The 20,866-nt window shown below is 72.9% G+C and carries 19 protein-coding genes; 9 read left to right on the top strand and 10 right to left on the bottom strand.

Annotation, left to right across the window (positions count from 1 at the left end):
* Nucleotides 1-52: 52 nt before the first annotated feature.
* The 4 genes from AB0C36_RS37065 to AB0C36_RS37050 all read right to left on the bottom strand — a co-directional run bounded on the left by AB0C36_RS37065 (nt 53) and on the right by AB0C36_RS37050 (nt 7,110).
* Nucleotides 53-868: an SAM hydrolase/SAM-dependent halogenase family protein gene (locus tag AB0C36_RS37065; protein ID WP_358362962.1), complete on the bottom strand. Its 816-nt coding sequence runs from the start codon at nt 866-868 to the stop codon at nt 53-55.
* Between the two features lie 84 nt (nt 869-952).
* Nucleotides 953-3,763 carry a protein kinase domain-containing protein gene (locus AB0C36_RS37060; protein WP_358362960.1) on the bottom strand — a complete coding sequence of 937 codons (2,811 nt, stop codon included), beginning with the start codon at nt 3,761-3,763 and terminating at the stop codon, nt 953-955.
* Nucleotides 3,764-3,919: 156 nt separating this feature from the next.
* Nucleotides 3,920-6,325, bottom strand: coding sequence for a glycoside hydrolase family 65 protein (locus AB0C36_RS37055; RefSeq protein ID WP_358362958.1), 2,406 nt, complete (start codon nt 6,323-6,325; stop codon nt 3,920-3,922).
* The gene (locus AB0C36_RS37050) at nt 6,322-7,110 is read right to left on the bottom strand and encodes an HAD-IA family hydrolase (protein ID WP_358362957.1); all 789 of its coding nucleotides are present in this window, start codon (nt 7,108-7,110) and stop codon (nt 6,322-6,324) included. The genes AB0C36_RS37055 and AB0C36_RS37050 overlap by 4 nt, the downstream gene beginning before the upstream one ends.
* A gap of 110 nt (nt 7,111-7,220) precedes the next feature.
* Here AB0C36_RS37050 and AB0C36_RS37045 point away from each other — a divergent pair, with 110 nt between their 5' ends.
* Together AB0C36_RS37045 and AB0C36_RS37040 are read left to right on the top strand one after the other, a co-directional pair.
* Nucleotides 7,221-7,427, top strand: coding sequence for a hypothetical protein (locus AB0C36_RS37045; RefSeq protein WP_358362956.1), 207 nt, complete (start codon nt 7,221-7,223; stop codon nt 7,425-7,427).
* Nucleotides 7,424-7,729, top strand: a complete 306-nt coding sequence (locus AB0C36_RS37040) for a putative type II toxin-antitoxin system PemK/MazF family toxin (protein WP_235053671.1) — start codon at nt 7,424-7,426, stop codon at nt 7,727-7,729. Before AB0C36_RS37045 ends, AB0C36_RS37040 begins: the two co-directional genes overlap by 4 nt.
* A gap of 75 nt (nt 7,730-7,804) precedes the next feature.
* On the opposite strand, the gene AB0C36_RS37035 is transcribed toward AB0C36_RS37040, so the two are convergent.
* From AB0C36_RS37035 to AB0C36_RS37015, 5 genes are read right to left on the bottom strand one after another with little or no spacing between them, the layout of a single operon-like run.
* Nucleotides 7,805-8,668: a class II fructose-bisphosphate aldolase gene (locus AB0C36_RS37035; RefSeq protein WP_358362954.1), complete on the bottom strand. Its 864-nt coding sequence runs from the start codon at nt 8,666-8,668 to the stop codon at nt 7,805-7,807.
* Nucleotides 8,646-9,626 (bottom strand): 1-phosphofructokinase family hexose kinase, encoded by a 981-nt coding sequence (locus AB0C36_RS37030; RefSeq protein ID WP_435839189.1) that lies wholly within the window; start codon nt 9,624-9,626, stop codon nt 8,646-8,648. The genes AB0C36_RS37035 and AB0C36_RS37030 overlap by 23 nt, the downstream gene beginning before the upstream one ends.
* A gap of 7 nt (nt 9,627-9,633) precedes the next feature.
* On the bottom strand, nt 9,634-10,833 hold the full coding sequence (gene nagA / locus AB0C36_RS37025) for an N-acetylglucosamine-6-phosphate deacetylase (RefSeq protein ID WP_358362950.1): 1,200 nt from the start codon (nt 10,831-10,833) through the stop codon (nt 9,634-9,636).
* Nucleotides 10,830-11,837 carry an ROK family protein gene (locus AB0C36_RS37020; protein ID WP_358362949.1) on the bottom strand — a complete coding sequence of 336 codons (1,008 nt, stop codon included), beginning with the start codon at nt 11,835-11,837 and terminating at the stop codon, nt 10,830-10,832. The genes nagA and AB0C36_RS37020 overlap by 4 nt, the downstream gene beginning before the upstream one ends.
* A gap of 3 nt (nt 11,838-11,840) precedes the next feature.
* Nucleotides 11,841-12,773: an SIS domain-containing protein gene (locus AB0C36_RS37015; RefSeq protein WP_358362948.1), complete on the bottom strand. Its 933-nt coding sequence runs from the start codon at nt 12,771-12,773 to the stop codon at nt 11,841-11,843.
* Nucleotides 12,774-12,960: 187 nt separating this feature from the next.
* Here AB0C36_RS37015 and AB0C36_RS37010 point away from each other — a divergent pair, with 187 nt between their 5' ends.
* The 4 genes from AB0C36_RS37010 (at nt 12,961) to AB0C36_RS36995 (ending at nt 17,587) form a co-directional block, all read left to right on the top strand.
* The gene (locus AB0C36_RS37010) at nt 12,961-13,746 is read left to right on the top strand and encodes a DeoR/GlpR family DNA-binding transcription regulator (protein ID WP_358362947.1); all 786 of its coding nucleotides are present in this window, start codon (nt 12,961-12,963) and stop codon (nt 13,744-13,746) included.
* Between the two features lie 363 nt (nt 13,747-14,109).
* Complete coding sequence (locus tag AB0C36_RS37005; protein ID WP_358362945.1) at nt 14,110-15,399, top strand: extracellular solute-binding protein; 1,290 nt, start codon at nt 14,110-14,112, stop codon at nt 15,397-15,399.
* A 180-nt stretch (nt 15,400-15,579) separates the two neighbouring features.
* Nucleotides 15,580-16,632, top strand: coding sequence for a carbohydrate ABC transporter permease (locus tag AB0C36_RS37000; RefSeq protein ID WP_358362943.1), 1,053 nt, complete (start codon nt 15,580-15,582; stop codon nt 16,630-16,632).
* A 1-nt stretch (nt 16,633) separates the two neighbouring features.
* Nucleotides 16,634-17,587, top strand: a complete 954-nt coding sequence (locus AB0C36_RS36995; RefSeq protein WP_358362941.1) for a carbohydrate ABC transporter permease — start codon at nt 16,634-16,636, stop codon at nt 17,585-17,587.
* 163 nt (nt 17,588-17,750) lie between these two features.
* Here AB0C36_RS36995 and AB0C36_RS36990 read toward each other — a convergent pair whose 3' ends face one another.
* Nucleotides 17,751-18,092 (bottom strand): cupin domain-containing protein, encoded by a 342-nt coding sequence (locus AB0C36_RS36990; RefSeq protein ID WP_358362940.1) that lies wholly within the window; start codon nt 18,090-18,092, stop codon nt 17,751-17,753.
* A gap of 263 nt (nt 18,093-18,355) precedes the next feature.
* On the opposite strand from AB0C36_RS36990, the gene AB0C36_RS36985 reads away from it, so the two are divergent.
* The 3 genes from AB0C36_RS36985 to otsB all read left to right on the top strand — a co-directional run bounded on the left by AB0C36_RS36985 (nt 18,356) and on the right by otsB (nt 20,783).
* Entirely contained in the window at nt 18,356-18,778 is a 423-nt protein-coding gene (locus AB0C36_RS36985; RefSeq protein ID WP_435839188.1) for a DUF3263 domain-containing protein, read from the top strand.
* A 331-nt stretch (nt 18,779-19,109) separates the two neighbouring features.
* Nucleotides 19,110-19,814 (top strand): LytR C-terminal domain-containing protein, encoded by a 705-nt coding sequence (locus AB0C36_RS36980; RefSeq protein ID WP_358362939.1) that lies wholly within the window; start codon nt 19,110-19,112, stop codon nt 19,812-19,814.
* A gap of 135 nt (nt 19,815-19,949) precedes the next feature.
* Entirely contained in the window at nt 19,950-20,783 is an 834-nt protein-coding gene (otsB, locus tag AB0C36_RS36975; RefSeq protein ID WP_358362937.1) for a trehalose-phosphatase, read from the top strand.
* Nucleotides 20,784-20,866: the final 83 nt, after the last annotated feature.

The following is a 20,866-nucleotide window of genomic DNA, read 5'->3' as shown; positions in this document are numbered from 1 at the left end:
TGTCTCTGTCGACCACGCAGCCGACGAACACCGACTGATCCCGGCGCGGTTGCTACGCCGTCCCGTCGGCGCGTGACACCGACACCTGGCCTTCCGGGGCCAGTCTGGTCAAGGCCGCCGCGCTGCCGCCGTTGACGGCGACGGCGAGGCGGTCGGCCGAGTCCAGCACCGCGACCGGCTCGCCGAGCGGCACGTCCGCAAAGGTGCGGCCGAAGGCCACGGTCCACTCGCCGTCGACGGTGCGCACGGTCACCGACCCGCCCGGCGCCGCGCCGATGGCCGCCAACTCGGCCGGGCCCAGCGACGTCTGGACGTTGCCGAAGCGGTCCACGGTCAGCACCTCGCCGTGTGCGGTGTCGTCGACGACGTAGGCGACCGGGTCCGGGAGGCGTACCAGGCCGCCGGGATCGAGCCGGGGGCCGACCCGGTGCGCCGAGGTGCCGGTCGCGAGGTGGGCGGCCACCGGGGCGAAGACGTCCCGGCCGTGGAACGTCGCGGAGACGCGCGGCAGCATCAGATCGCTAGCGGTCAGCTCGTGCGCCGACAGCGCGCCGCCGACCGCGTCCGCCGCCCACATCAGCAGGCCGTTGTCCGGCCCGACCAACAGGTGTTCGGCGGTACGCACGAGCACGCCGCGCCGCGGGGTGCCGACGCCGGGGTCGACCACCGCGACCGTGACACCCGGCGGCAGGTACGGCAGCGTCTGCGCGAGCAGCGCCGCACCCCGGCGGATGTCGCCCGCCGGGACCTCGTGGGTGATGTCCAGCACGCGCGCGCCCGGCGCGATCCGCGCGATGACACCGCGGCACACCGCGACGAAGCCGTCGGCCGTGCCGTAGTCGGTCAGGAACGAGATGTGCGCGTCCATACTCCAACGGTACGGATCGTCCGGCCCTGGCGGACCCGGCCGCGGACGCCCTGCCGACCAACCCGACCGCGGGCGCCGACCCGACTACGGACGCAGCCCGTACACCGTCGCACCCGGCCCGGTCGGGAGCGTCGTGGACGGCGTCCCCGTCGCGGTCTTCGTGGCACTCGGCGTCGCCGACGGGTCGGCCGGCTCGCCCGGCGACACGACCAGGTGGAACCGGCCCTTCGCGGACAGGTTCCCGGAGATCCGGCCCACCGGGAAGTCCTGCTTCCAGCGCTGCCTGCCGGTCTTCGCGTCGATGCCGAACGCGGCGGCGAGCACGCCGTTGCGGCTCGACGCACCCACGCACACCACGCCGTTCGCGACCTGCGGGGTGGTCAGTTCACCCGGCGTGCCGGTCGGGAAGTCCCAGAGGCGCCGACCGTTCTTGAGGTCGAAGGCGTAGACCCGGCCGCTGCCGAGCGGCGGTTCGGGGGCGGTGCCCGGGCTCGCGGTCGGGGTCGCGGACGGCTTGGTGAAGCCCGACTGGAGGTCGGACGGCCACGTCGACACGTAGAGCGTCGTGCCGTCGACGGAGGCGTCCGAGACCATCAGGCCTTCCGGCTTCTCGTCCCAGCGCACGCCGCCGGTCGTGGCGTCGTAGAGCTGGATCCGCGCGTCCACCTTGTCCTTGTTCGACTGGTCGTTGCCGTTGGTGATCACCACGACGGTGGCGGTCGGGACGTCGACGACCAGCCGTCGTGCGTCGCCCGCCGGCAGGTCCGGGACGCGCCAGTCGGTCTCGCCGGTCTCGAGCCACACCGCGGACAGGGAGCGCTCCTCGGCGTAGCTGCTCGACGCCTGCGACGACGGGGCGCGGACGAACACCCGGCCCAGGGCCACCACCGGGGGGCCGAGGTCCTTCTCCTTGGCGGCGGTCCACAGGACCTCGCCGGAGCCGGCCGTGAGGTCCACCTTGTAGAGCATGCCGAAGTCGCCGTAGGAGTCGGCGCTGCCGGAGACGATGGCGGTGTTGCCTTCCACCCAGGGCGTGTTCAGCCACGGGGCGGAGGAGTCGGCGGTGTAGACGGGCACGGGGGCGCCGTCGGGCCCGTCGGCGGCGTCGTACGCGTACACGTAGGTCTTGGCGGGCTCCGACTCCTTGGGCGGCGACGTCACGACGACCACCTTGTCCGTCGCCGCGTGGCCCAACTGGACGCCCATCGAGTCGTGCTCGACCTGCCACACGATCGTGCCGGGCTCCTTGCGCGCGGACTTGTCCTTTTCCGTGCCGAGCGAGATCCCGTAGATCGTGCTGTGGTACTTGCTGGGCGCCGAGCTGTCGCCGACCTCGGCCCAGCAGTTGACGAACACCCGGTCCTCGGTCACCACCGGGCGGTTGACGTTCGGGGCGGCGGTGCTGCGCGTCCACAGCTGCTTGCCCGAGTCGACGTCGATGCACACGACCAGCCCGGCGGTCTGCGAGCCCTGCGACTTCGCGCCGGACCCCGCGATCACCAGGTATTTGCCGGAAACGACCGCGAACGCCTGGGCGGTGGGCCCTACCGGGGTGTTCCACGCGACCCGCGCGGAGTCGTCCGAGCGGGTCAGCAGCCAGCCGGTCGTCCCGCCGACCGCGGCCACCCCGGCGGCCGCGCCGCCGATCAGGAACGAGCGGCGGCTGAGCCCGCGCGTGCGCCCGCTCGGCGCGGCGGCCGGCGCCGCCGCGGGGGCGGGGCTGGTGCCGGGGTCGGTGCGGGGGCCGGTGTCGTGCGCGATCTCGAAGACGTTGGTCGCGGCCATCGTCGCCGCGGGCGGCCGGGGCGGCGGCAGCTGAGCGGTCGGCGCGTTCGGCGCCGGGGCCGGCGGGGGCGCGTGGAGGACGTCGGTGACGCCCTCGGCGCCGTTGTGCGCGCGGGTCGGCGGCAGTTCGGCGTTGTCCGTGCCGAACGCCGCGGGGAGCGCCGGTACGGACGGCAGCGAGTCGGTGGGGTCCGCGTTGTGACGGCGCATCAGCTCAGCGGCCAGGGCGGGCGGCAGCCAGGCGCCCGCCACGGCGGCCTCCGCGTCGTCCAGGCCGCCGACCGTGCGCAGCAGGATGTCGTCGAGCGTGGGGCGGGCCGCGGGGTCCTTCGCGAGGCATTCGGCGACCAGGCCGCGCAGGCTCTCCGGGACCTCGTCGAGCTTGGGCTCGCCGTGGATGATCTGGAACAGCAGTTGCATCGCGTTCTGCGGGGTGGACCCGAAGGGGGTGCGTCCGGTCGCCGCGTACACCAGCACGCCGCCGAGCGCGAAGATGTCGGTGCGCTGGTCGACCTCCTCGCCGGCCGCCTGCTCGGGGGACATGTAGCCGGGCGAGCCGATCGCGCCGCCGGGCGACGTCAGCCCGTGGGTCGCGAAGTCGAGGGCGCGCGAGATGCCGAAGTCGATCACGCGGGGCCGGTCGCGCCCCAGGATGACGTTGGACGGCTTGAGGTCGCGGTGCACCAGGTCGGCCCGGTGGATGGCCATCAGGGCCTCCACGAGCTGCGCGCCGAGCACCCGTACCGCGCGCTCGGGCAGCGGACCGTACGTCGCTATGGCCTCGGACAGGGGTATGCCCGTCAGGTACTCGGTGGCGAACCACGGCGGGTCGGAGTCCGCGTCGGCCGCCGCGATCGGCGCCGTCCACGCGCTGTCCACGCGCCGGGCGGCCGCCACCTCGCGCCGGAACCGGTCCCGGAAGCCGGGGTCGAACGCGTACTCCGGACGTACGGTCTTGACCGCGGCCCGCAGCCCCGACGGGGACACGCCGAGGAAGACCTCGCCCATGCCGCCCTCGCCGAGCCTGCCGCGCAGCCGGTACGGACCGAGCGTGCGCGGATCCTCCGGGCGCAGCGCCTCCATGACCACCCATCCCCGCTTCGACAGCACCCTCCGGCGCGGACCGCGCGCCGGAGATCGACCGCCAGCGTAGTGGCCGCCGGTCCCGGCGGCAGCGGCACACCGTGCTCGGCGGCCACTCTGGGGGGCTTCCCTCGACCACCGAGGGGGTGGTGCGGACGGTCGCGCGGACCGTCCGGAGTTCACTCAGTCGCTTGTCTGATCCGCGGGGGTGTCGTCGGAGGCCAGGAAAGGCCCGGACTGCGCGTGCCGCCGCGCGGGTTCGCGGCCGGGCGGCTGGCTGAGCCGCTCCAGCGGCACCGGGCGCGGGATCGGGCGGCTGGCCGGCCTGTCCTTCGTGACCACGACCTCCTCCTCGTCGTGCATCAGCTTCAGCGAATCCCCCTCGCGCAGCGAGTACGTCGCCTCGGCGCGGGTGATCTCGGTGTGCAGCACCAGCTCGCCGCGCAGGCGCATGGAGAACGCCACCCGGGTCAGCCCGGACGGCAGGCGCGGCCGGAAGACCAGGTGGTCGTCGTGGTCGCGCAGCCCGCCGAAGCCCGCGACCAGCGCCATGCAGGCACCGGCCAGCGACGCCATGTGCAGGCCGTCGCGCGTGTTGCCGCCCAAGTCGTGCAGGTCCATCAGGGCGGCTTCGGCGAGGTAGTCGTACGCGAGATCCAGGTGGCCCACCTCGGCCGCCATCACCGCCTGCGTGCACGCCGACAGCGACGAGTCCCGGACCGTCAGGCGCTCGTAGTACGCGAAGTTGCGGGCCTTCTCCTCGGCGGTGAACGCGTCGCCGCGCACCTGCATCGCGAGCACCAGGTCCGCCTGCTTCACGACCTGCTTCCGATACAGGTCGTAGTACGGGTAGTGCAGCAGGAGCGGGTACTTCTCGGCAGGCGTGTTGTCGAAGTCCCACATCTCGTGGTTCGTGAAGCCGTCGGCCTGCGGGTGCACGCCGAGCTTCTCGTCGTACGGGACGTACATCGACGCGGCGGCGTCCCGCCACTGCGCCATCTCCTCGGTGTCCACGCCGAGCGCCGCGGCCTGGTGCAGGTGCCGTGTCGCCGCGTCGGCCGCCGCGCGCAGGTTCGCCTGGGCCATGAGGTTCGTGTAGACGTTGTTGTCCGCGATCGAGCTGTACTCGTCGGGGCCGGTCACGCCGTCGATGCGGAATTGGCCCTCGGCGTCGTGGTGCCCCAGCGAGCGCCACATGCGCGCCGTCTCGACCAGGATCTCCATGCCGTAGTCCCGCTCGAAGCCCGTGTCGCCGGTGGCCCGCACATAGCGCTCGACCGCCCTGGCGATGTCCGCGCCGATGTGGAACGCGGCCGTGCCGGCGGGCCAGTAGCCCGAGCACTCCTCGCCGCGGATCGTCCGCCATGGGAACACCGCGCCCGCCAGGCCGAGTTGGGCGGCCCGCTCGCGGGCCAGCGGCAGCGTCGAGTGCCGCCAGCGCAGGGCCTGGGCCACCGCGTTCGGCAGGCAGTACGTGAGCACGGGCAGGACGAACGTCTCGGTGTCCCAGAAGCAGTGCCCGTCGTACCCGGGGCCGGTCAGCCCCTTGGCCGGGATCGCCCGCTCCTCCGTGCGCGCACCCGCCTGGAGCACGTGGAACAGCGCGAACCGCACCGCCTGCTGCAACTCGATGTCGCCGTCGACCTCGATGTCCGACCGCTTCCAGAAGTCCGAGAGGTAGTCCTTCTGCTCGGCGACCAGGCCGTCCCATCCGGTGTAGCGGGCCGCGGTCAGGGCCGCGGCGACCTGGTCGCGGACGGCCGGCAGCGAGCGGGCGGCGGACCAGCCGTACGCCAGGAACTTGACGATCCGCAGCTTCTGACCCTGCTTGAGGACCGTCGTGACGCTGTAGCGCGCCTGGTCCTCCTCGGTCTCCGTCTCGGTCTGGTGCGGCCCCTCGCACTCGACGATGTGGTCCATCGTCGCGGCGACGCGCAAGCCGCTGAACCGGGTCTGGTGCACCAGCACCGCCTTGCCGCCCTGGTGCGAGTGCTGCTCGGCGACGAGCGGCGCCTCCAGGACGGCGGCCGCGCGCGGGTCGCCGTTGGCGGACGGCAGCTGCTCGTTGGCGACCAGTTCGGACTGCACCACGATGCGGGCGGGCCCGTCCATCGGCTCGACCTCGTAGGCGATCGCCGCGACGGCCCGCTGCGTGAGCGAGACCAGGCGGGTCGAGGTGACGCGCACGGTACGCCCGGCGGGGGAGGTCCACACCGCCCGGCGCTTGAGCAGCCCGTCGCGGAAGTCCAGGCGCCGCTGGTGCTCCTTGAGGTCGCCGTAGCGCAGGTCGAACGGCTCGTCGTCGACCAGCAGCCGGATGATCTTGCCGTTGGTGATGTTGATGACGCTCTGCCCGGACTCCGGCTGGCCGTAGGCCGTTTCGGCGTACGGCAGCGGGCGCAGCTCGAACACCCCGTTGAGATAGGTGCCCGGCAGCCCGTGCGGCTCCCCCTCGTCGAGGTTCGCCCGCATGCCCACGTGTCCGTTGGACAGCGCGAAGACCGACTCCGCCCGAGCCAGGACGTCGAGGTCGAGGGACTGCTCGGTGAGCCCCCAGGGCTCGATGGTGTACGCGTCGTGCGCCGTCATGCCGTGTCTCGCTCCTCGTGCGCTCGGTCCGGCCCGGCCGCCGCCGACTCGTCCATCAGCTGCGCCAGATCGGTGACGACCTGGTCTGCGCCGTGCCGCAGCAGGGCCTCCGTCTGACCGACCCTGTCCACGCCGACAACGCACCCGAAGCCTCCGGCGTGCCCGGCGGCGACGCCGGCGAGGGCGTCCTCGAACACCGCGGCGCTCTCCGGCGGGTACCCGAGCTTGCGCGCGGCGGCCACGAAGGTGTCGGGGGCGGGCTTGCCCGGCAGGCCCTCGTCGTGCGCCACGATGCCGTCCACGATCACCTCGAACAGGCCGTCGTACCCGGCCACGTGCAGGACGTCGCGGCAGTTGGCGCTGGAGGAGACGACCGCGCGGGGCACGTCGAGTTCGGCGAGCTTGCGGACGTACGCGAGGGAGCCCTCGTACGCGTCGACGCCCTGCTCCTTGATCATCCGCAGCACGGTCAGGTTCTTGAGATTGCTCAGGCCCTGCACCGAGCGGCTGCCGGGGGCGTCGTCCGGGTCGCCCTCGGGCAGGTCGATCCCGCGGGACTCCAGGAACGCGCGCGTGCCGTCGAGGCGCGGTCTGCCGTCGACGTACGTGTCGTAGTCCGCGCCGGCGTCGAACGGCACGAAGGGCTTCCCGTCGCGGTCCGCCTCCTCGCGCAGGAAGGAGTCGAACATGTCCTTCCAGGCGGCGGCGTGCACCTTCGCCGTCTGCGTCAGCACGCCGTCGAGGTCGAACAGAAACGCGTGAATGGATTCCGGCAGTCCCAGCATGCGCCCACTTCTACCCGTCTCCGTGGCGATCATCCCCGTTCCGGATCATCTCGGCGGCTTCGGGATACCCGCTACGTTGGTCCCCTGCCTCGGGGAAGGGGATGGTCGGCATGGCGGTCGTGGAGGTCACACTGTCGCTTCCGGGCGATCTTGTGGCCGCGGTGGGCGAGGCGTCCGGCGGGGACATCTCCGCCTATGTCGTGAAAGCGCTGCGCTCGGCGCTCCTGATGGACGCGATGCGCGAGGTCGCCGACGCGGGGCATCCCGCTCCCCCGCCGGACGACGTGCTGCACGCGGCCGAGACGGATCTGCGATGAGGCGGGGGCAGGTCTGGCGGATTCCCACCGTCGGCCGGGAACGCACCGTGCTGGTCGTGGGGGCCGACGAGGTCACCGCGCTGTACGGCCAGGCGTTGTGCGTCGTGGTGCACGAACCGGGGGCCTTCCCGGAGTCGCTCGTCACCGTGCCGCTCACGGAGCCTGTGCAGGGCGTCGTGGGGGTGCCGGACGTCGCGGGCTTCCGGCAGGCGCGATTCGACCACGGCAAGCTGCTCGGACGGGTGGACACGGACACGATGGAGCGCGTCGAGATCGCGCTGCGGGCGATCCTGGAGCTGTGAGCCCGCGGAGCCTGCGGATCCCGAGCGACCTGGGGAGCCCGGGAGTTCGGGGCGCTTGCGGGCGCGACGGGGATGTCAGGCCGCGGGTGCGGCCGCCACGACCGTGAGCAGGTGGCGTACCGCCTCGGCCATGGCCTCGCGCGCCTCGGTCAGGTACGGGCGCGGGTCGGTCCGCCCGGGGTGCCGCGCCAAGTGGCCGCGTATCGCGCCGCTGTAGGCGATGTTGAGGGCCGTGCCTATGTTGACCTTCGTCATGCCGTGCGCCGTCGCGGCCCGCAGTTCGTCGTCCGGCACCCCCGACGACCCGTGCAGCACCAGTGGTACGCCGACCGCCGCCCGCAGCTCCGCGATCAGCCCGTGGTCGAGCCGGGCGGTGCGCGTCGTCATCGCGTGGCTGCTGCCCACCGCCACGGCGAGGGCGTCGACGCCGGTCGCGGCGATGTAGGCGGCGGCTTCATCCGGTCGGGTGCGTGCGCCGGGCGCGTGCGCGTCGAGCGCCGGTTCACCCGCTTTGCCGCCCACTTCGCCGAGTTCCGCTTCGAGCCACAGGCCGCGGGCGTGGGCCCAGTCGGCGGCCGCGCGGGTGGCCGCGAGGTTGTCGGCGTACGGCAGCTTGGACGCGTCGAACATCACCGAGCTGACCGCCGTCCCCTCGACCGCGTGCAGCAGCGCCTCGGACACCACGTGGTCCAGGTGCAGTCCGACCGGGACCGCGGCCTCCTCGGCCAGCGCGGCGCAGCCCGCCGCGAGGGGCCGCAGCCGCCCGCCGTGGAACCGTACGGCGTTCTCGCTGACCGCGAGGATCACCGGCAGTCCGGCCGCCTCCGCGCCCGCGACGACGGCCTCGGCGTGCTCCAGGGTGATCGCGTTGAACGCGCCCGCGCCGCGTCCGTCCCGGCGGGCCGACGCGACGATGTCACCGGTGGGGGTGAGTGGCATGCGCGGTGTCTCCGATCGTCCGGTCCGGGGGCGGTTCGACGGCCCCGACGATGACGTGCGCGCGGGCCGTGACGTAGGTCGTGCGGTCGATGTCGCCGGCTTCCGGCGACGCCACGGCCGACGCGGACCATGCGACCGCCTCGGCGAGCCGGTCGGGCCACGGACGTCCGCCCAGGAGCCCGGTGATCAGTGCCGCCACGCCGGCGTCGCCGGCTCCCGTCGGGTTGCCGGTGATGGCGTACGGCAGCCGGGCCCGCCACCAGCCTCCTCCGGTCGCGGCGAGCAGGCCCTGCGGGCCGAGGGACGCCACGACGGCGTCGCCGCCCGCCTCGCGCAGCCGGGCGGCCAGTGCGGCCACCGCGCGCGGCGGGTCGGATTCGCCGGTGGCTTCCCGCAGTTCGTCGGCGTTGGGCTTCACGATGTCGGGCCCCGCCGCGACACCCGCGTGGAAGGCCGGACCGGAGGTGTCGAGCAGTACCGGGACGCCCGCGTCACGGGCCAGGGCTATCAGGGTGGCGTACGTGTCGTCGGGCAGGCCGGGCGGGAGGCTTCCGCACAGGGCGACGGCCCGTGCGCCGGGCAGGAGTTCGCGGTAGGTGCGGACGACGCCCGCCCATTCGTCCGCGGTCACCCGAGGGCCCGCCTCGTTGAACACCGTCGCCTCGCCGGCCGCGTCCACGACGGTCGTGGTGCGCCGGGTCTCGCCGGCCACGCCGACGGCGGCGTCCCGCAGCCCGGCCGAGGCCAGGTCCTCACGGACCGCGTCGCCGGTGCGCCCGCCGAGCGGGCCGAGCACGGTCGCGGATATGCCGAGCGCGGCCAGCACCCGCGCCACGTTGACGCCCTTGCCGCCGGCGCGCGCCGCGACCCGGCCGACCCGGTTGCTGCCGTTCCAGACCACTTCGTCGAGGTGGTAGGTGACGTCGAGTGCCGGATTGGGCGTGACGGTGAGGATCATCGCGCCGTCACGCACCCGGCTGTCCGGGCCCGCCCGCCGGAGCGTCCCCCACCCAACTGCCGCCCCACAGCACGCCGGTGACGCGCAGGTCGGCGTCGAGCACCACGAGGTCGGCCCGCTTGCCCACCTCGACGGACCCGGTGCGGTCGGCAAGTCCGAGGGCACGCGCGGGGGTCGTGGACAGCGCGCGTACGGCGTCGGTCATCGGCAGGCGGTTCTCGCGTACCGCGGTACGCAGCGCGCGGTCCAGGGTCAGCGTGCTCCCGGCGATCGAGTCGCCGTCCACCAGGCGCGCTATCCCGCCCTCGACGCGGGTCGTCATCGGGCCGAGCGGGTACGTGCCGTCCGGCATCCCCGCCGCGCTCATCGCGTCGGTGATGAACGCGACGCGCGACGAACCGGCCGCCTGGAAGGCCAGGTTGACGATACCGGGATGCAGGTGCACGCCGTCGTTGATCAGCTCCACGACGACGTCGCTGTCCTGGAGCAGCGCGGTGACCGGGCCCGGTTCGCGGTGGTGCACGCTCCGCATCGCGTTGAACAGGTGCGTGGCGACCGACGCCCCGGCGGCGAGCGCGGCCAGCGTCTCGCGGTGCGTGCCGTCGGTGTGCCCGACCGCCGCGAGCACACCCGCGTCCACGAGTCGGCGCACCAGGTCCACGCCGCCGTCGAGTTCGGGGGCGAGTGTCAGCATGCGGACGGTGCCGCGCCCGGCCTTGAGCAGGGCGTCGACCTCGGCCCGGTCGGGGTCGCGCAGCAGCTCCGGGTCGTGTGCCCCGCAGCGCGCCCGGCTGAGATACGGGCCCTCCAGGTGCAGGCCGGCCAGCACACCGTCCTCCACCAGCCCCGCCAACTGCGACACCGCGCGCATCAGTTCGTCATGCGGCGCGGTCACCAGCGACGCCATCGTGGTGGTGGTGCCGTGCGCGCGGTGGAAGGCCGCGACGCGCAGGGCCTGTTCGGGGTCGCCCGACATGTACGACGCGCCGCTGCCGCCGTGCACGTGCATGTCGACGAAGCCGGGGACCAGCCAGTGCCCGGTGAGGTCGACCGCGTCGTCCGGGACGCGGTCGGGGCGTTCGGCGTCCGCGGCGGGCGGCGTTCCGACAGCGGTGATCACCCCGTCGGCGAAGGCGACTTCGCCCCGGTCGAGGATGCCGTCGGGGAGCACGACCCGGGCGCCGGTCAGCCGGGTCACGCGCGTCACCGGGCCACCCCGACGGCGTCCCAGGCCAGCAGCGCCGCACCGTGGCATCCCGCGTCGTCGCCGAGCGCGGCGGCCTCGATGCGCGGGACGTGCTGCACGGTCGCGCGTTCGACCATCGCCGCGCGCAGCGGCGCGATCAGGGTCTCGCCGGCCCGGGACAGGCCGCCGCCGATCACGATCAGGCGGGTGTCGAGCAGGGCCAGGGCGATGAGCAGGCCGTCGGCGAGCACCGCGACGGCCTCGTGCCACACCTGGGCCGCGACCGGGTCGCCCGCGCCGACGCGGGCCACCACCTCGGCGGCGGTGGCGTGCGCGCCCGGTACCGCCTCGGCATAGCGGCGGGCCACGGCCGGGCCGGACATCTCCGCCTCCAGGCAGCCGCGCGCGCCGCAGCCGCAGGGCGCGCCGCCGGGGCGGACCACGATGTGGCCGATCTCGCCGGCGCGGCCCTGGGCGCCCGCGTAGGGCTTGCCGTCGACGACGAAGGCCCCGGCGACTCCCGTGCCGAGCGGCAGGAACAGGAAGTTGTCGCTGCCGCGCGCCGCGCCGATGCGGCCTTCCGCGAGGCCGCCCGCGCGTACGTCGTGGTCGAACGCCACCGGCAGGCCGAGGCGTTCGGCGACCAGTGCGCGCAACGGCAGGTCGCGCCAGCGCAGGTTGGCCGACCAGACCGCGACGCCGGACCGCGCGTCGACGATGCCGGGGACAACGACGCCCGCGGCCCGCGGGGCCAGGCCGAGCCGTACGGCCGTCGCGCGCAGGTCGTCGGCGAATCCGACGATGCGCCCGGTGACGGCTTCGGCGCCGCCCTCGCGTCCGGTCGGGCGGCGTTCGGTGTGCAGGAAGGTGCCGTCGGCGCCGACCAGGCCGCCCTTGATGACGGTGCCGCCGACGTCGAGGGCGACGACACACGCGGGCGCCGGCCCGGCGCCGCCGTCCGGTACCGGACCGTGCGGCGGCGCGGGGTCCTGCGCCAGTTGCATCTGCTCGCCTTGCGGATTCACGTTCTACTCCTGCTCAAGCACGACCGACCGCGTCAGGTGGCGCGGGTGGTCCGGGTCGAGGCCGCGGGCGTACGCGACGGCCGCCGCGAGGCGCTGTACGCGCACGAGTTCGGCCATCGGGTCGGCGCTTGTGGCGACCAGTCGTCCGCCGGTGGCCGCGACGTCGTCGGTCAGGCCGTCGGGGACCGGGCCGAGCACCCACGTCACCCGACCGGGGGCCGCGATGCTGATGGGCCCGTGCCGATACTCCATGGCCGGGTAGCTCTCCGTCCACGCACCGGCGGCCTCGCGCATCTTGAGCGCGGCCTCGGCGGCGAGCCCGACCGTCCAGCCGGTGCCCAGGAAGGTGAACTGCTCGGCGGCGACCAGCGGTTCGGGCAGCGGGTCGACGGCGGCCAGGGCGGCGTCGCGGATCGCGGTGTCGAGGTCCTCGCCGAGGTGCGCGCGCAGCATGGCGAGGGTCGTGGTGGCGAAGCGGGTCTGGACGACGGAGGTCTCGTCCGCGAAGTCGAGCATCACGGTCTCGTCGGCGGCGGCGACCACGGGGCTGCCGGGGGTGCCGGTGACGGCGGTGCACGCGACGGTGCCGCGCAGGGCGGCGAGCAGGCCGAGCACTTCGGTGGTGGTGCCGGAGCGGGTCAGGGCGAGCACCCGGTCGTACGCGCGCCCGGCCGGGAACTCGGAGGCGGCGAACGCGTCCGTCCAGCCGTGGCCCGCCTGCTCGCGGAGTGCGGCGTACGCCTGGGCGACGAACCACGAGGTGCCGCAGCCGACGACCGCGACGCGTTCGCCGGGACGGGGGAGCCCCGCGACGGGGTCCTGCTTGTCGGTGGCGAGTGCCGCCGCGCGTGCCCACAGCTCCGGTTGGGACGCGATCTCGGTGAGCGTGTGTCCCGCACCGACGGCAGGGCCGTCCGTGCCGTGGCTCGGCGTCATGGGCGCTGCCTCCCGGGGGCGGATCGAGCCCCGTGGTGCTCGAATGTGCTCATTGAATAGCAGTTGAAAGCATAAAACTGCAAGAACGCCATACAGTGTGCTGTACGGAGGGCGCAGGTCGGCGGGCCCGCCGTGCCCACCGCGCGGCGCACGCGGGAGGATGAGTCCCGACACTGGGAGGTCTTGGGTGAGCCGGTACGAGCGGTGGGGCGCGCTCCTGGAGCTGCTGGCCAAGGAGGGGCGCCTGGAGGTCGAGGAGGCCGCCGACGCGCTCGACGTCTCCGCCGCGACCATCCGGCGCGACCTCGACCAACTCGCGCAGCAGCAGATGCTCACGCGCACCCGCGGCGGCGCGGTGGCGCACTCGGTCTCCTACGACCTCCCGCTGCGCTACAAGACCGCCCGGCGCGCGCCCGAGAAGCAGCGCATCGCGGTGGCCGCGGCGGGGCTCGTCCAGCCGGGCCAGACGGTCGGCCTCAACGGCGGCACGACGATGACCGAGGTGGCCAGGGCCCTGGTGACGCGCGCCGACCTGCACGCCGACGGCGACGCGACGTCGCTGACCGTGGTGACGAACGCGCTGAACATCGCGGGGGAGTTGGCGGTGCGCAGGCACGTCAAGATCGTGGTGACCGGCGGGGTGGCCCGGCCCCAGTCGTACGAGCTGATCGGGCCGCTGGCCACCGGCATCCTGCGCGAGGTGGCCTTGGACGTCGCGATGCTCGGGGTGGACGCGGTCGACGTCGAGCACGGCGCGAGCGCCCACCACGAGGGCGAGGCGAGCATCAACCAGCTCATGGCGGCCGGCGCGGAGCGGGTCATCGTGGCGGCGGACTCGTCGAAGCTGGGCCGCCGGGCGTTCGCCCGCATCTGCCCGGTGGACGCGATCGACATCCTCGTCACCGATGCCGCCGCGCCGGACGCGGTGGTGGACCGCTTCACCGAGGCCGGCGTACGCGTCGTCCGCGTCTGACCCGGTTTCGGGGCGTCCTCCCGGCTCTTCCGGGTGACGGCATCACTTAATCGTTATCGATCGACAACTCGCGGGTTTGTCAGATTACTTCGCGAAGGTCGGCAATTGTCGTGCGCTTTTTCCCCGTGCTGAAACGTGTCTCCTCGGGAAGGGCGGAATTGGTGTAGACCTTTTGCCGCCAGGGGTGTTGACTGCATACCAGCGGAGTCCCAAGATGCTCGTCACTGCTTGAAAGTTTGCGGGACAGGCAGTTTGCGAACACATATGAGCAAGGGCAAGCAGGCGGCTCCGCTTGTGCCGGAGCCGACGGCGACCAGTCGTGATCTCCGGTGAAAAGGTGGTTTCAGGGTGAAGCGTCACCTGATGGCAGCGGCTGCAATTGGACTCTCCGCGTCGTTGATGCTGACCGCGTGCGGTTCCGACGACGACAAGGACGACTCGTCCGACAACGGCGCACAGGGCGGCTCGGGCGCGCCGAAGGACGCCACGCTCAAGCTGGCCGTCGCCGACTACGGCTCGGGTGACGGCAGCACCAAGGCGTACTGGGACGGCGTGATCAAGAACTTCAACGCCAAATACCCCGGGATCAAGGTCGACCTCGAAGTCATCAGCTGGGATGACATCGACAAGAAGGTCGCCACGATGATCCAGAACAAGCAGCTCCCGGACATCCTGCAGACCGGCGGTTATGCCGACAAGGTCGCCGACGACCTTCTCTACCCGGTCAAGGACGTCATGTCGGACGCCACGCGCGCCGACCTCATCGAGTCCTTCCTGCCCTCGTCGTCGGTCGGCAGCGAGCAGTTCGGCATTCCGTTCACGTCGAGCGCGCGGCAGATGTTCTACAACAAGGACCTGTTCGCCAAGGCCGGTATTGCCGAGCCGCCCAAGACCTGGGACGAGCTGAAGGCCGTGGCCGAGAAGCTCAAGGCCGCGGGCGTGGCCACGCCGTACGGCCTGCCGATGGGCTCGGAGGAACCGCAGGGCGAGTTCATGAACTGGTTCCTCGGCAACGGCGGCGCGTACAAGACCGGCGACAAGTACACGATCAACAGCCAGGCCAACGTCGACACGCTCAACTGGATCAACGACAACCTCGTCAAGCCCGGCCTGACCGAGCCCAACCCCGGCACCAAGAAGCGCGCCGAGATCTGGACCGACTTCTACGGCGGCAGCGCCGGCATGGTCAACGGCCACCCGACGATGCTTCCGCAGCTCAAGAACAAGTACCCGAACATCAACTTCGGTACGGCACCGATCCCCGGCAAGTCCGGGCCGCTCACCGAGACGCTGGGCGTCGCGGACTACGTGATGGCGTTCAAGCAGAACGGCCACAAGGACCAGATCAAGGCGTTCCTCGATGTCGCGTACAACACCGAGAACCAGCTGAAGTTCCAGCAGGACAACTCGTTCGTCCCGGTGACCAAGTCGGTCATGACCAAGATGGCCGCGGACCCGGCGAACGAGAAGCTCAAGCCCTTCATCGAGATGATGCCGAACGCCAAGTTCTACCCGGTCAACGACACCGCGTGGGACGTCATCTCGCCGAAGATCAAGACCGAGCTGGGGGCCGCGGTCGGCGGCAAGTCGCCCAAGGAGGTCCTCGACCAGCTCCAGAAGGCGGCCGAGGAAGCGGTCAAGATGCAGCAGTGACGACCGCGGCCGGGCGGCCTCCGGGAACGGAGCCGCCCGGCCCGCCGCGACACCGCCCGGGGCGGCCGCCGCCGCCCCGACTCCCGCCAGGCCCGACCGGTGCCGTCCGGACGTCCACCCGCGTCCGGGCGGCACCCGCCGGCGCCCGAACGACCCCTCGCGAGAGGGAGGAGCGAAATCGTGCGCGCGTCACCATCGCCGGCCCCCTCGCCGGAGAGCCCGAAACCGACGGGTCCGACGTCGGGGAGCCCGACGTCGGGAAGCCACACACCGGACCGTCCGTCGCCGGGCGGACCGCCCGCCGGGGGGCCGCCCAAGGGGCGTACCGCGAAAGGCGGTTCGCCGAAGGGCCGGCGCGGCCGCAGTCCCTGGCGGCGCTTCGAGCCGCTGCTGTGGCTCGGCCCGGCCATCCTGCTGATCGCCCTCGTCGTGCTGTGGCCGGTCGTCGAGATGGTGCGCAGCTCGTTCCTGCGCATCCGCAGAACCGGCGTCGTGAAGGGCTCCAACGGCTTCGACAACTACCAGAAGCTGTTCGACGAACCCGACTTCGGGCACGTCCTGCGCAACACGCTGGTGTGGGTCGTCTTCGTCGTGGCCATCACGCTGGTGCTCTCGCTGGGCCTCGCGCAGCTCTTCAACCAGCAGTTCCCCGGCCGCCGGGCGGCCCGCTGGGCGCTCATCATCCCCTGGGCCGCGTCGGTGTTCATGACCGCCGTGGTGTTCCGCTGGATGCTGCACCACAGCCGGGGCGTCATCAACACGCTGCTGGTCGACCTGCACGTCATCGACAAGGGCGAGGACTGGCTCGGCAAACCGGAGACCGCGTTCCCCTGGATGATCGCGGTCGCGGTGTTCGTGTCGCTGCCGTTCACCACCTACACCCTGCTCGCCGGACTGCAGACGATCCCCGCCGACGTGTACGAGGCGGCCCGCATGGACGGCGCGTCCAAGTGGCGCACCTACCTCAGCGTGACCCTGCCGCTGCTGCGCCCCGCGATCCTCGTCGCCGTCGTCATCAACCTCATCAACGTCTTCAACTCGTTCCCCATCATCTGGGCGATGACCGGCGGCGGACCGGGCTACCAGACGGACACCACGACGACGTTCATGTACAAGCTCAAGTCCACCGACATCGGCGAGAGCGCGGCGATGTCCGTCGTGAACTTCGGGCTGATCATCGTGCTCGTGCTGGTCTACCTGCGGGTGAGCCGGTGGAACAAGGAGACGGACTGACATGGCCGACCCGACCGCCGAGACGGTGGCAGACAAGGTGGCCGACGCCGGGACCCGGGCCACGGCCGCGGACGCGACCGGCGGCGCGACGGGAGGCGGTGCGGGCGCACTGGCCCTGCCCGCGCCGCGCCGCCGCCCCACCGGCACCGGGCGCAAGCTCGCGATCGGCGCGACCGCGTGGGTCGTCGCCATCCTGTTCGTGCTGCCGTACCTGGAAATGTTCGTCACCGCGCTGCGCCCCGCCGACCAGCTGACCGAGGACAGCTACCTGCCCTCGGAGTTCCAGTGGTCGAACTTCGTCGACGTATGGAAGGACTCGACGCTCGGCGACAACCTCAAGGTCTCGCTGATCGTGTGCGCGCTGTCGACCCTGCTGGTCGTCGTCGTCGCGCTGCCCGCGGCGTACTACACCGCGCGGCGCCGCTTCCGGGGCCGCGGGCTGTTCCTCCTGCTGGTGCTGGTCACCCAGATGTTCCAGCCGACGTCGCTGCTGGTCGGCCTGTACCGGGAGTTCTTCATCTTCGACCTGCTCGACTCCATGTGGGCGCTGGTCCTGGTGAACGGCGCGTTCAACCTCGCGTTCTCGGTGTGGATCCTGACCGCGTACTTCAGCTCGATCCCGGTCGAACTGGAGGAGGCCGCGATGATCGACGGCGCGTCGCGGCTCGGCGCGCTGCGCCGCGTCACGCTGCCGCTGGCGATGCCGGGGATCGTGACCGCGGTGATCTTCACCTTCATCGCGGCGTGGAGCGAGTTCGTGGTCGCGCTGACCCTCATCACGACCCCGGAGAAGCAGCCGCTGACGGTCGGCATCAACAACTTCCTCGGCGTCTACGAGGTGCAGTGGCAGTACCTGTTCGCCGGGTCGGTGATCGCGATCGTGCCGGTGGTGGTGCTGTTCGCCTTCATCGAGAAGCACGTGGTGTCGGGCCTGACCGCGGGCTCGATCAAGTAGCCCGCCCGACGGCCCGCCCGACGAGGGCTCCGATCCCGGGACCGAAAAGGCCGGGCAGGGCGCGCCCCCGAAGCGCCCTGCCCGGCCTTTTCCCGCTGTGCTGACGGCCGTGTATGCCGACGGCCCGGGCGCCGACCCGCCGGGTCCGCGGCCGGGTCTCGTTTCAGTACTGGATGACGTACGCCTTGCGCAGCGTCTCGTGGACGGTCCAGCGGGTCTTCGCGCCCTCTTCCAGGACGCACGCGTCGCCGGGGCCGACCTCGACCGTCTCGCCGCCCTCGACCTCGATGGTGGCGCGACCGCTGACCACCACGAACATCTCGTTGGCCTCGGTGTCGGTCACCACGCCGGGCGTGATCTGCCACAGACCGCGGATGATCTTCCCGTCCTCGGACTCCCACAGCACCTTGCCGGAGACCTCGGGCGAACCGGAGACGATCTGCGACGGGTCGAGCGGGTCCGGTTCGAGCTCGGCGTCGGGGATGTGAACGGCAAAAGTCGACATGGGCGGAGCTTAGTGCCCGAATGGTCCGGCTCCGCCCACCGGGGAGGGGGTTCGACGGGAGGTCGGCGGGGGTGCGGTTCGGGTCAGAGGCGGGCGCTCCGGCGGAGCGTACCGTGCCCGGCGGCTCAGTCGGGTGAATCGGGTGGTTTTCCGGCCCGGGCCGTGGTGGCGGTGCAGGGTGACGTCGGTGGCGGCGGGCACAATGACGGGCACGGGCCGAGAGCCCGCGCAGGACGCACGGCGACGGAGGAGCGGGCGAGGCGATGAGCGAGCGGGACACGGACAGGTACGAGGCGACCGCGCGGATACCCGGACTCGACGACCTCGCGGTCCTCCCGCAGCAGGCCCCCGAGTCCGACCACACCGCCGCGCAGGTCCCCGGCACCGGCACGAACATCCCTGGTGCGAACGGACCCGGCGCCGACGGGGAGGGCGGCCTCACGGCGCGCGACGTCGAGATCCTCGACTTCGAGCGCCAGTGGTGGCGGCATGCCGGGGCCAAGGAGCGGGCGGTACGCGACCGTTTCGGCTGCTCGCCGACCCGGTACTACCAGGCGCTGAACGCCCTGCTGGACCGCCCCGAGGCGCTGGAGCACGACCCGATGCTGGTCCAGCGCCTGCGTAGGCTGCGCGCCGCACGCCAGACGGCCAGGTCCGCGACGACGGTCCGGCGACACCGGCCCTGAGGGCAGGCACGTCGGCCCGTCGCGGCCGAGCCCGTCATGGAGCCGACCGAACGGAGTTCCGTGACGGGCCGAGCCGGGTGGCGTTCCGCGGATCGCCCCCGGACTGCCCTCCCGCAACCCACCTCTGACCCCGCCCGTTGTTTGGGTAGGGGGCCGACGAAAACCGTTATTACCACCGCGTGTTCGCACCAGCCTGCGATTTCGGCGGCCGGCGAGCCTGCGGCCTACTGACGGACCGGGCGGTGGCCCGCGTCCGAACATCTGTGTCCGCCTGCCTGCCCGCGATGCCGTCGCTGTCCCGCCCGTCCCTGGACCGCCGGAGTGAACGCCGATGTCCCTCAGCCGTTTCCGCCGCCCGCGACACCCCCGTGATCTCACCGACACCGGCGACACCTTCGAGGGCTTCGGCCGCGGCCCCGGCGTGTGGCGGCGGCCCGACCACCTCGACGAACCGGACGCCGACGCGGTCCTGGACCCGCTGGACCGCCTCGGCGCGGCCGGGTCGTCGGCCGTCGCCGTGGTGGCGGTCGCCGCCCTGGTCGGCGGGCTCGTCGCGGGGTTCGGCCATTCGACCGGCGGCGGTACGGCCGCCGCACCGGCGGAGCCGATCGCCCCGCACGCCGTTCCCGCGGCGGCCGCCGCCCCGGCGGTCCCGGCCTCGGCCGGAGCGCCGCCGCCCGCACCCGACGCGCCACGCGGGCTCGGCGACGTGGTGGTGCTCGACCAGGCGCGTACCCCCGCCGCGGCCCGCGCCTTGACCGCGAAACTGACCGCCGCGGGCTGGCGGGTCACCGGAACGGGCGCCTGGCACGGGCGTGTTCCGGCGACGACCGTGTACCACCCGGCCGGGCAGGAGGCCGCGGCGAAGCGGCTCGCCGCGGCGTTCCCCGAGGTACGCCGGATCAAGCCGACGTTCCAGGGCATCTCGCAGGCCCGCCTCGTGGTGATCGTGGTCGACGCGCCGAACGCGCCGCTGGTCCGGAAGGTGTTGGGCACCGAGACACCCCGGGCCCCGGCCGGCGTGCCACCCCGCTGACGGCCTGCGCCACGGGCAGCCCGCCCCACGGACACGCCGCTCCGCGCTGTCGCCCGCCTCGCCCCCGCCGAGCCCGGCGCGCGGCGGACGTGCCGGATCCGGGAGGTCCGGCCGTCCCCGGGTAGGTTGGAGGCCATGGAGCTGCCGCACCCGACGACGCCCGCAGGCAAGGCCGGACTCTCGGCCCTTCTGGACGACCCGGCCCGGGGGGTGGTGGCCCTCGACTTCGACGGCACCCTCGCCCCGATCGTCGACGACCCGCGCGACGCCCGCGCGGACGCCGACGCGGTCGCCGCGCTCGCCCGGCTCGCCCCGCACCTGGCGGCGGCCGTCGTGATCACCGGTCGGCCCGCCGCGGTGGCCGTCGAGTACGGGGGCTTCGCCGACGTACCCGGCCTGGACGGCCTCGTCGTGCTCGGCCACTACGGGCTGGAGCGCTGGGATGCGGCCACCGGGCGGGTCACCGCGCCCGACGTACCCGCGGGCGTCGACGCGGTACGCCGTCAACTACCGGTCTTCCTCGACTCCTTGGGCCTGGCCGACGTCACCTGGTCGGAGGACAAGGGCAGTGCGGTGGCGGTGCACACGCGTCGTGCGCCGGACCCGCAGGCCGCGTTCGACGCCCTCCGCGCACCGCTCGCCGAGCTTGCGGACGCGAATGGCCTGGCCGTCGAACCTGGGCGCTACGTCCTGGAGTTGCGTCCGCCGGGCATGGACAAGGGACGGGCGCTGACTGCCTTCGCCGCCGAATGCTCGGCCGGGAGCGTGCTGTTCGCCGGCGACGACCTCGGCGACCTCGCGGCCTTCGACGCCGTGGAGCGAATGCGCGGCGAGGGAATCGCGGGCCTCACCGTGTGCAGCGCCTCCACCGAAGTGCACGAACTGGCCGAGCGGGCCGACGTGGTCGTACCGGGCCCGCCCGGCGTGGCCGCGCTACTGGCAGCCCTGGGCGACCGCCTGACCACCTGACCCACCTGACCGACTGACTGGCCGACCGCCTGACCGCCTGACCGACCGCCTGACCGACCGTCTGCCCGGCCGGCCGACTGCCC

Origin of the sequence: Streptodolium elevatio, assembly GCF_040649515.1 — a bacterium.
Taxonomy (GTDB): Bacteria; Actinomycetota; Actinomycetes; order Streptomycetales; family Streptomycetaceae; genus Yinghuangia; species Yinghuangia elevatio.
The sequence above is the reverse complement of the archived record's forward strand: the minus strand, read 5'-3'. Positions and strand labels throughout refer to the sequence as shown.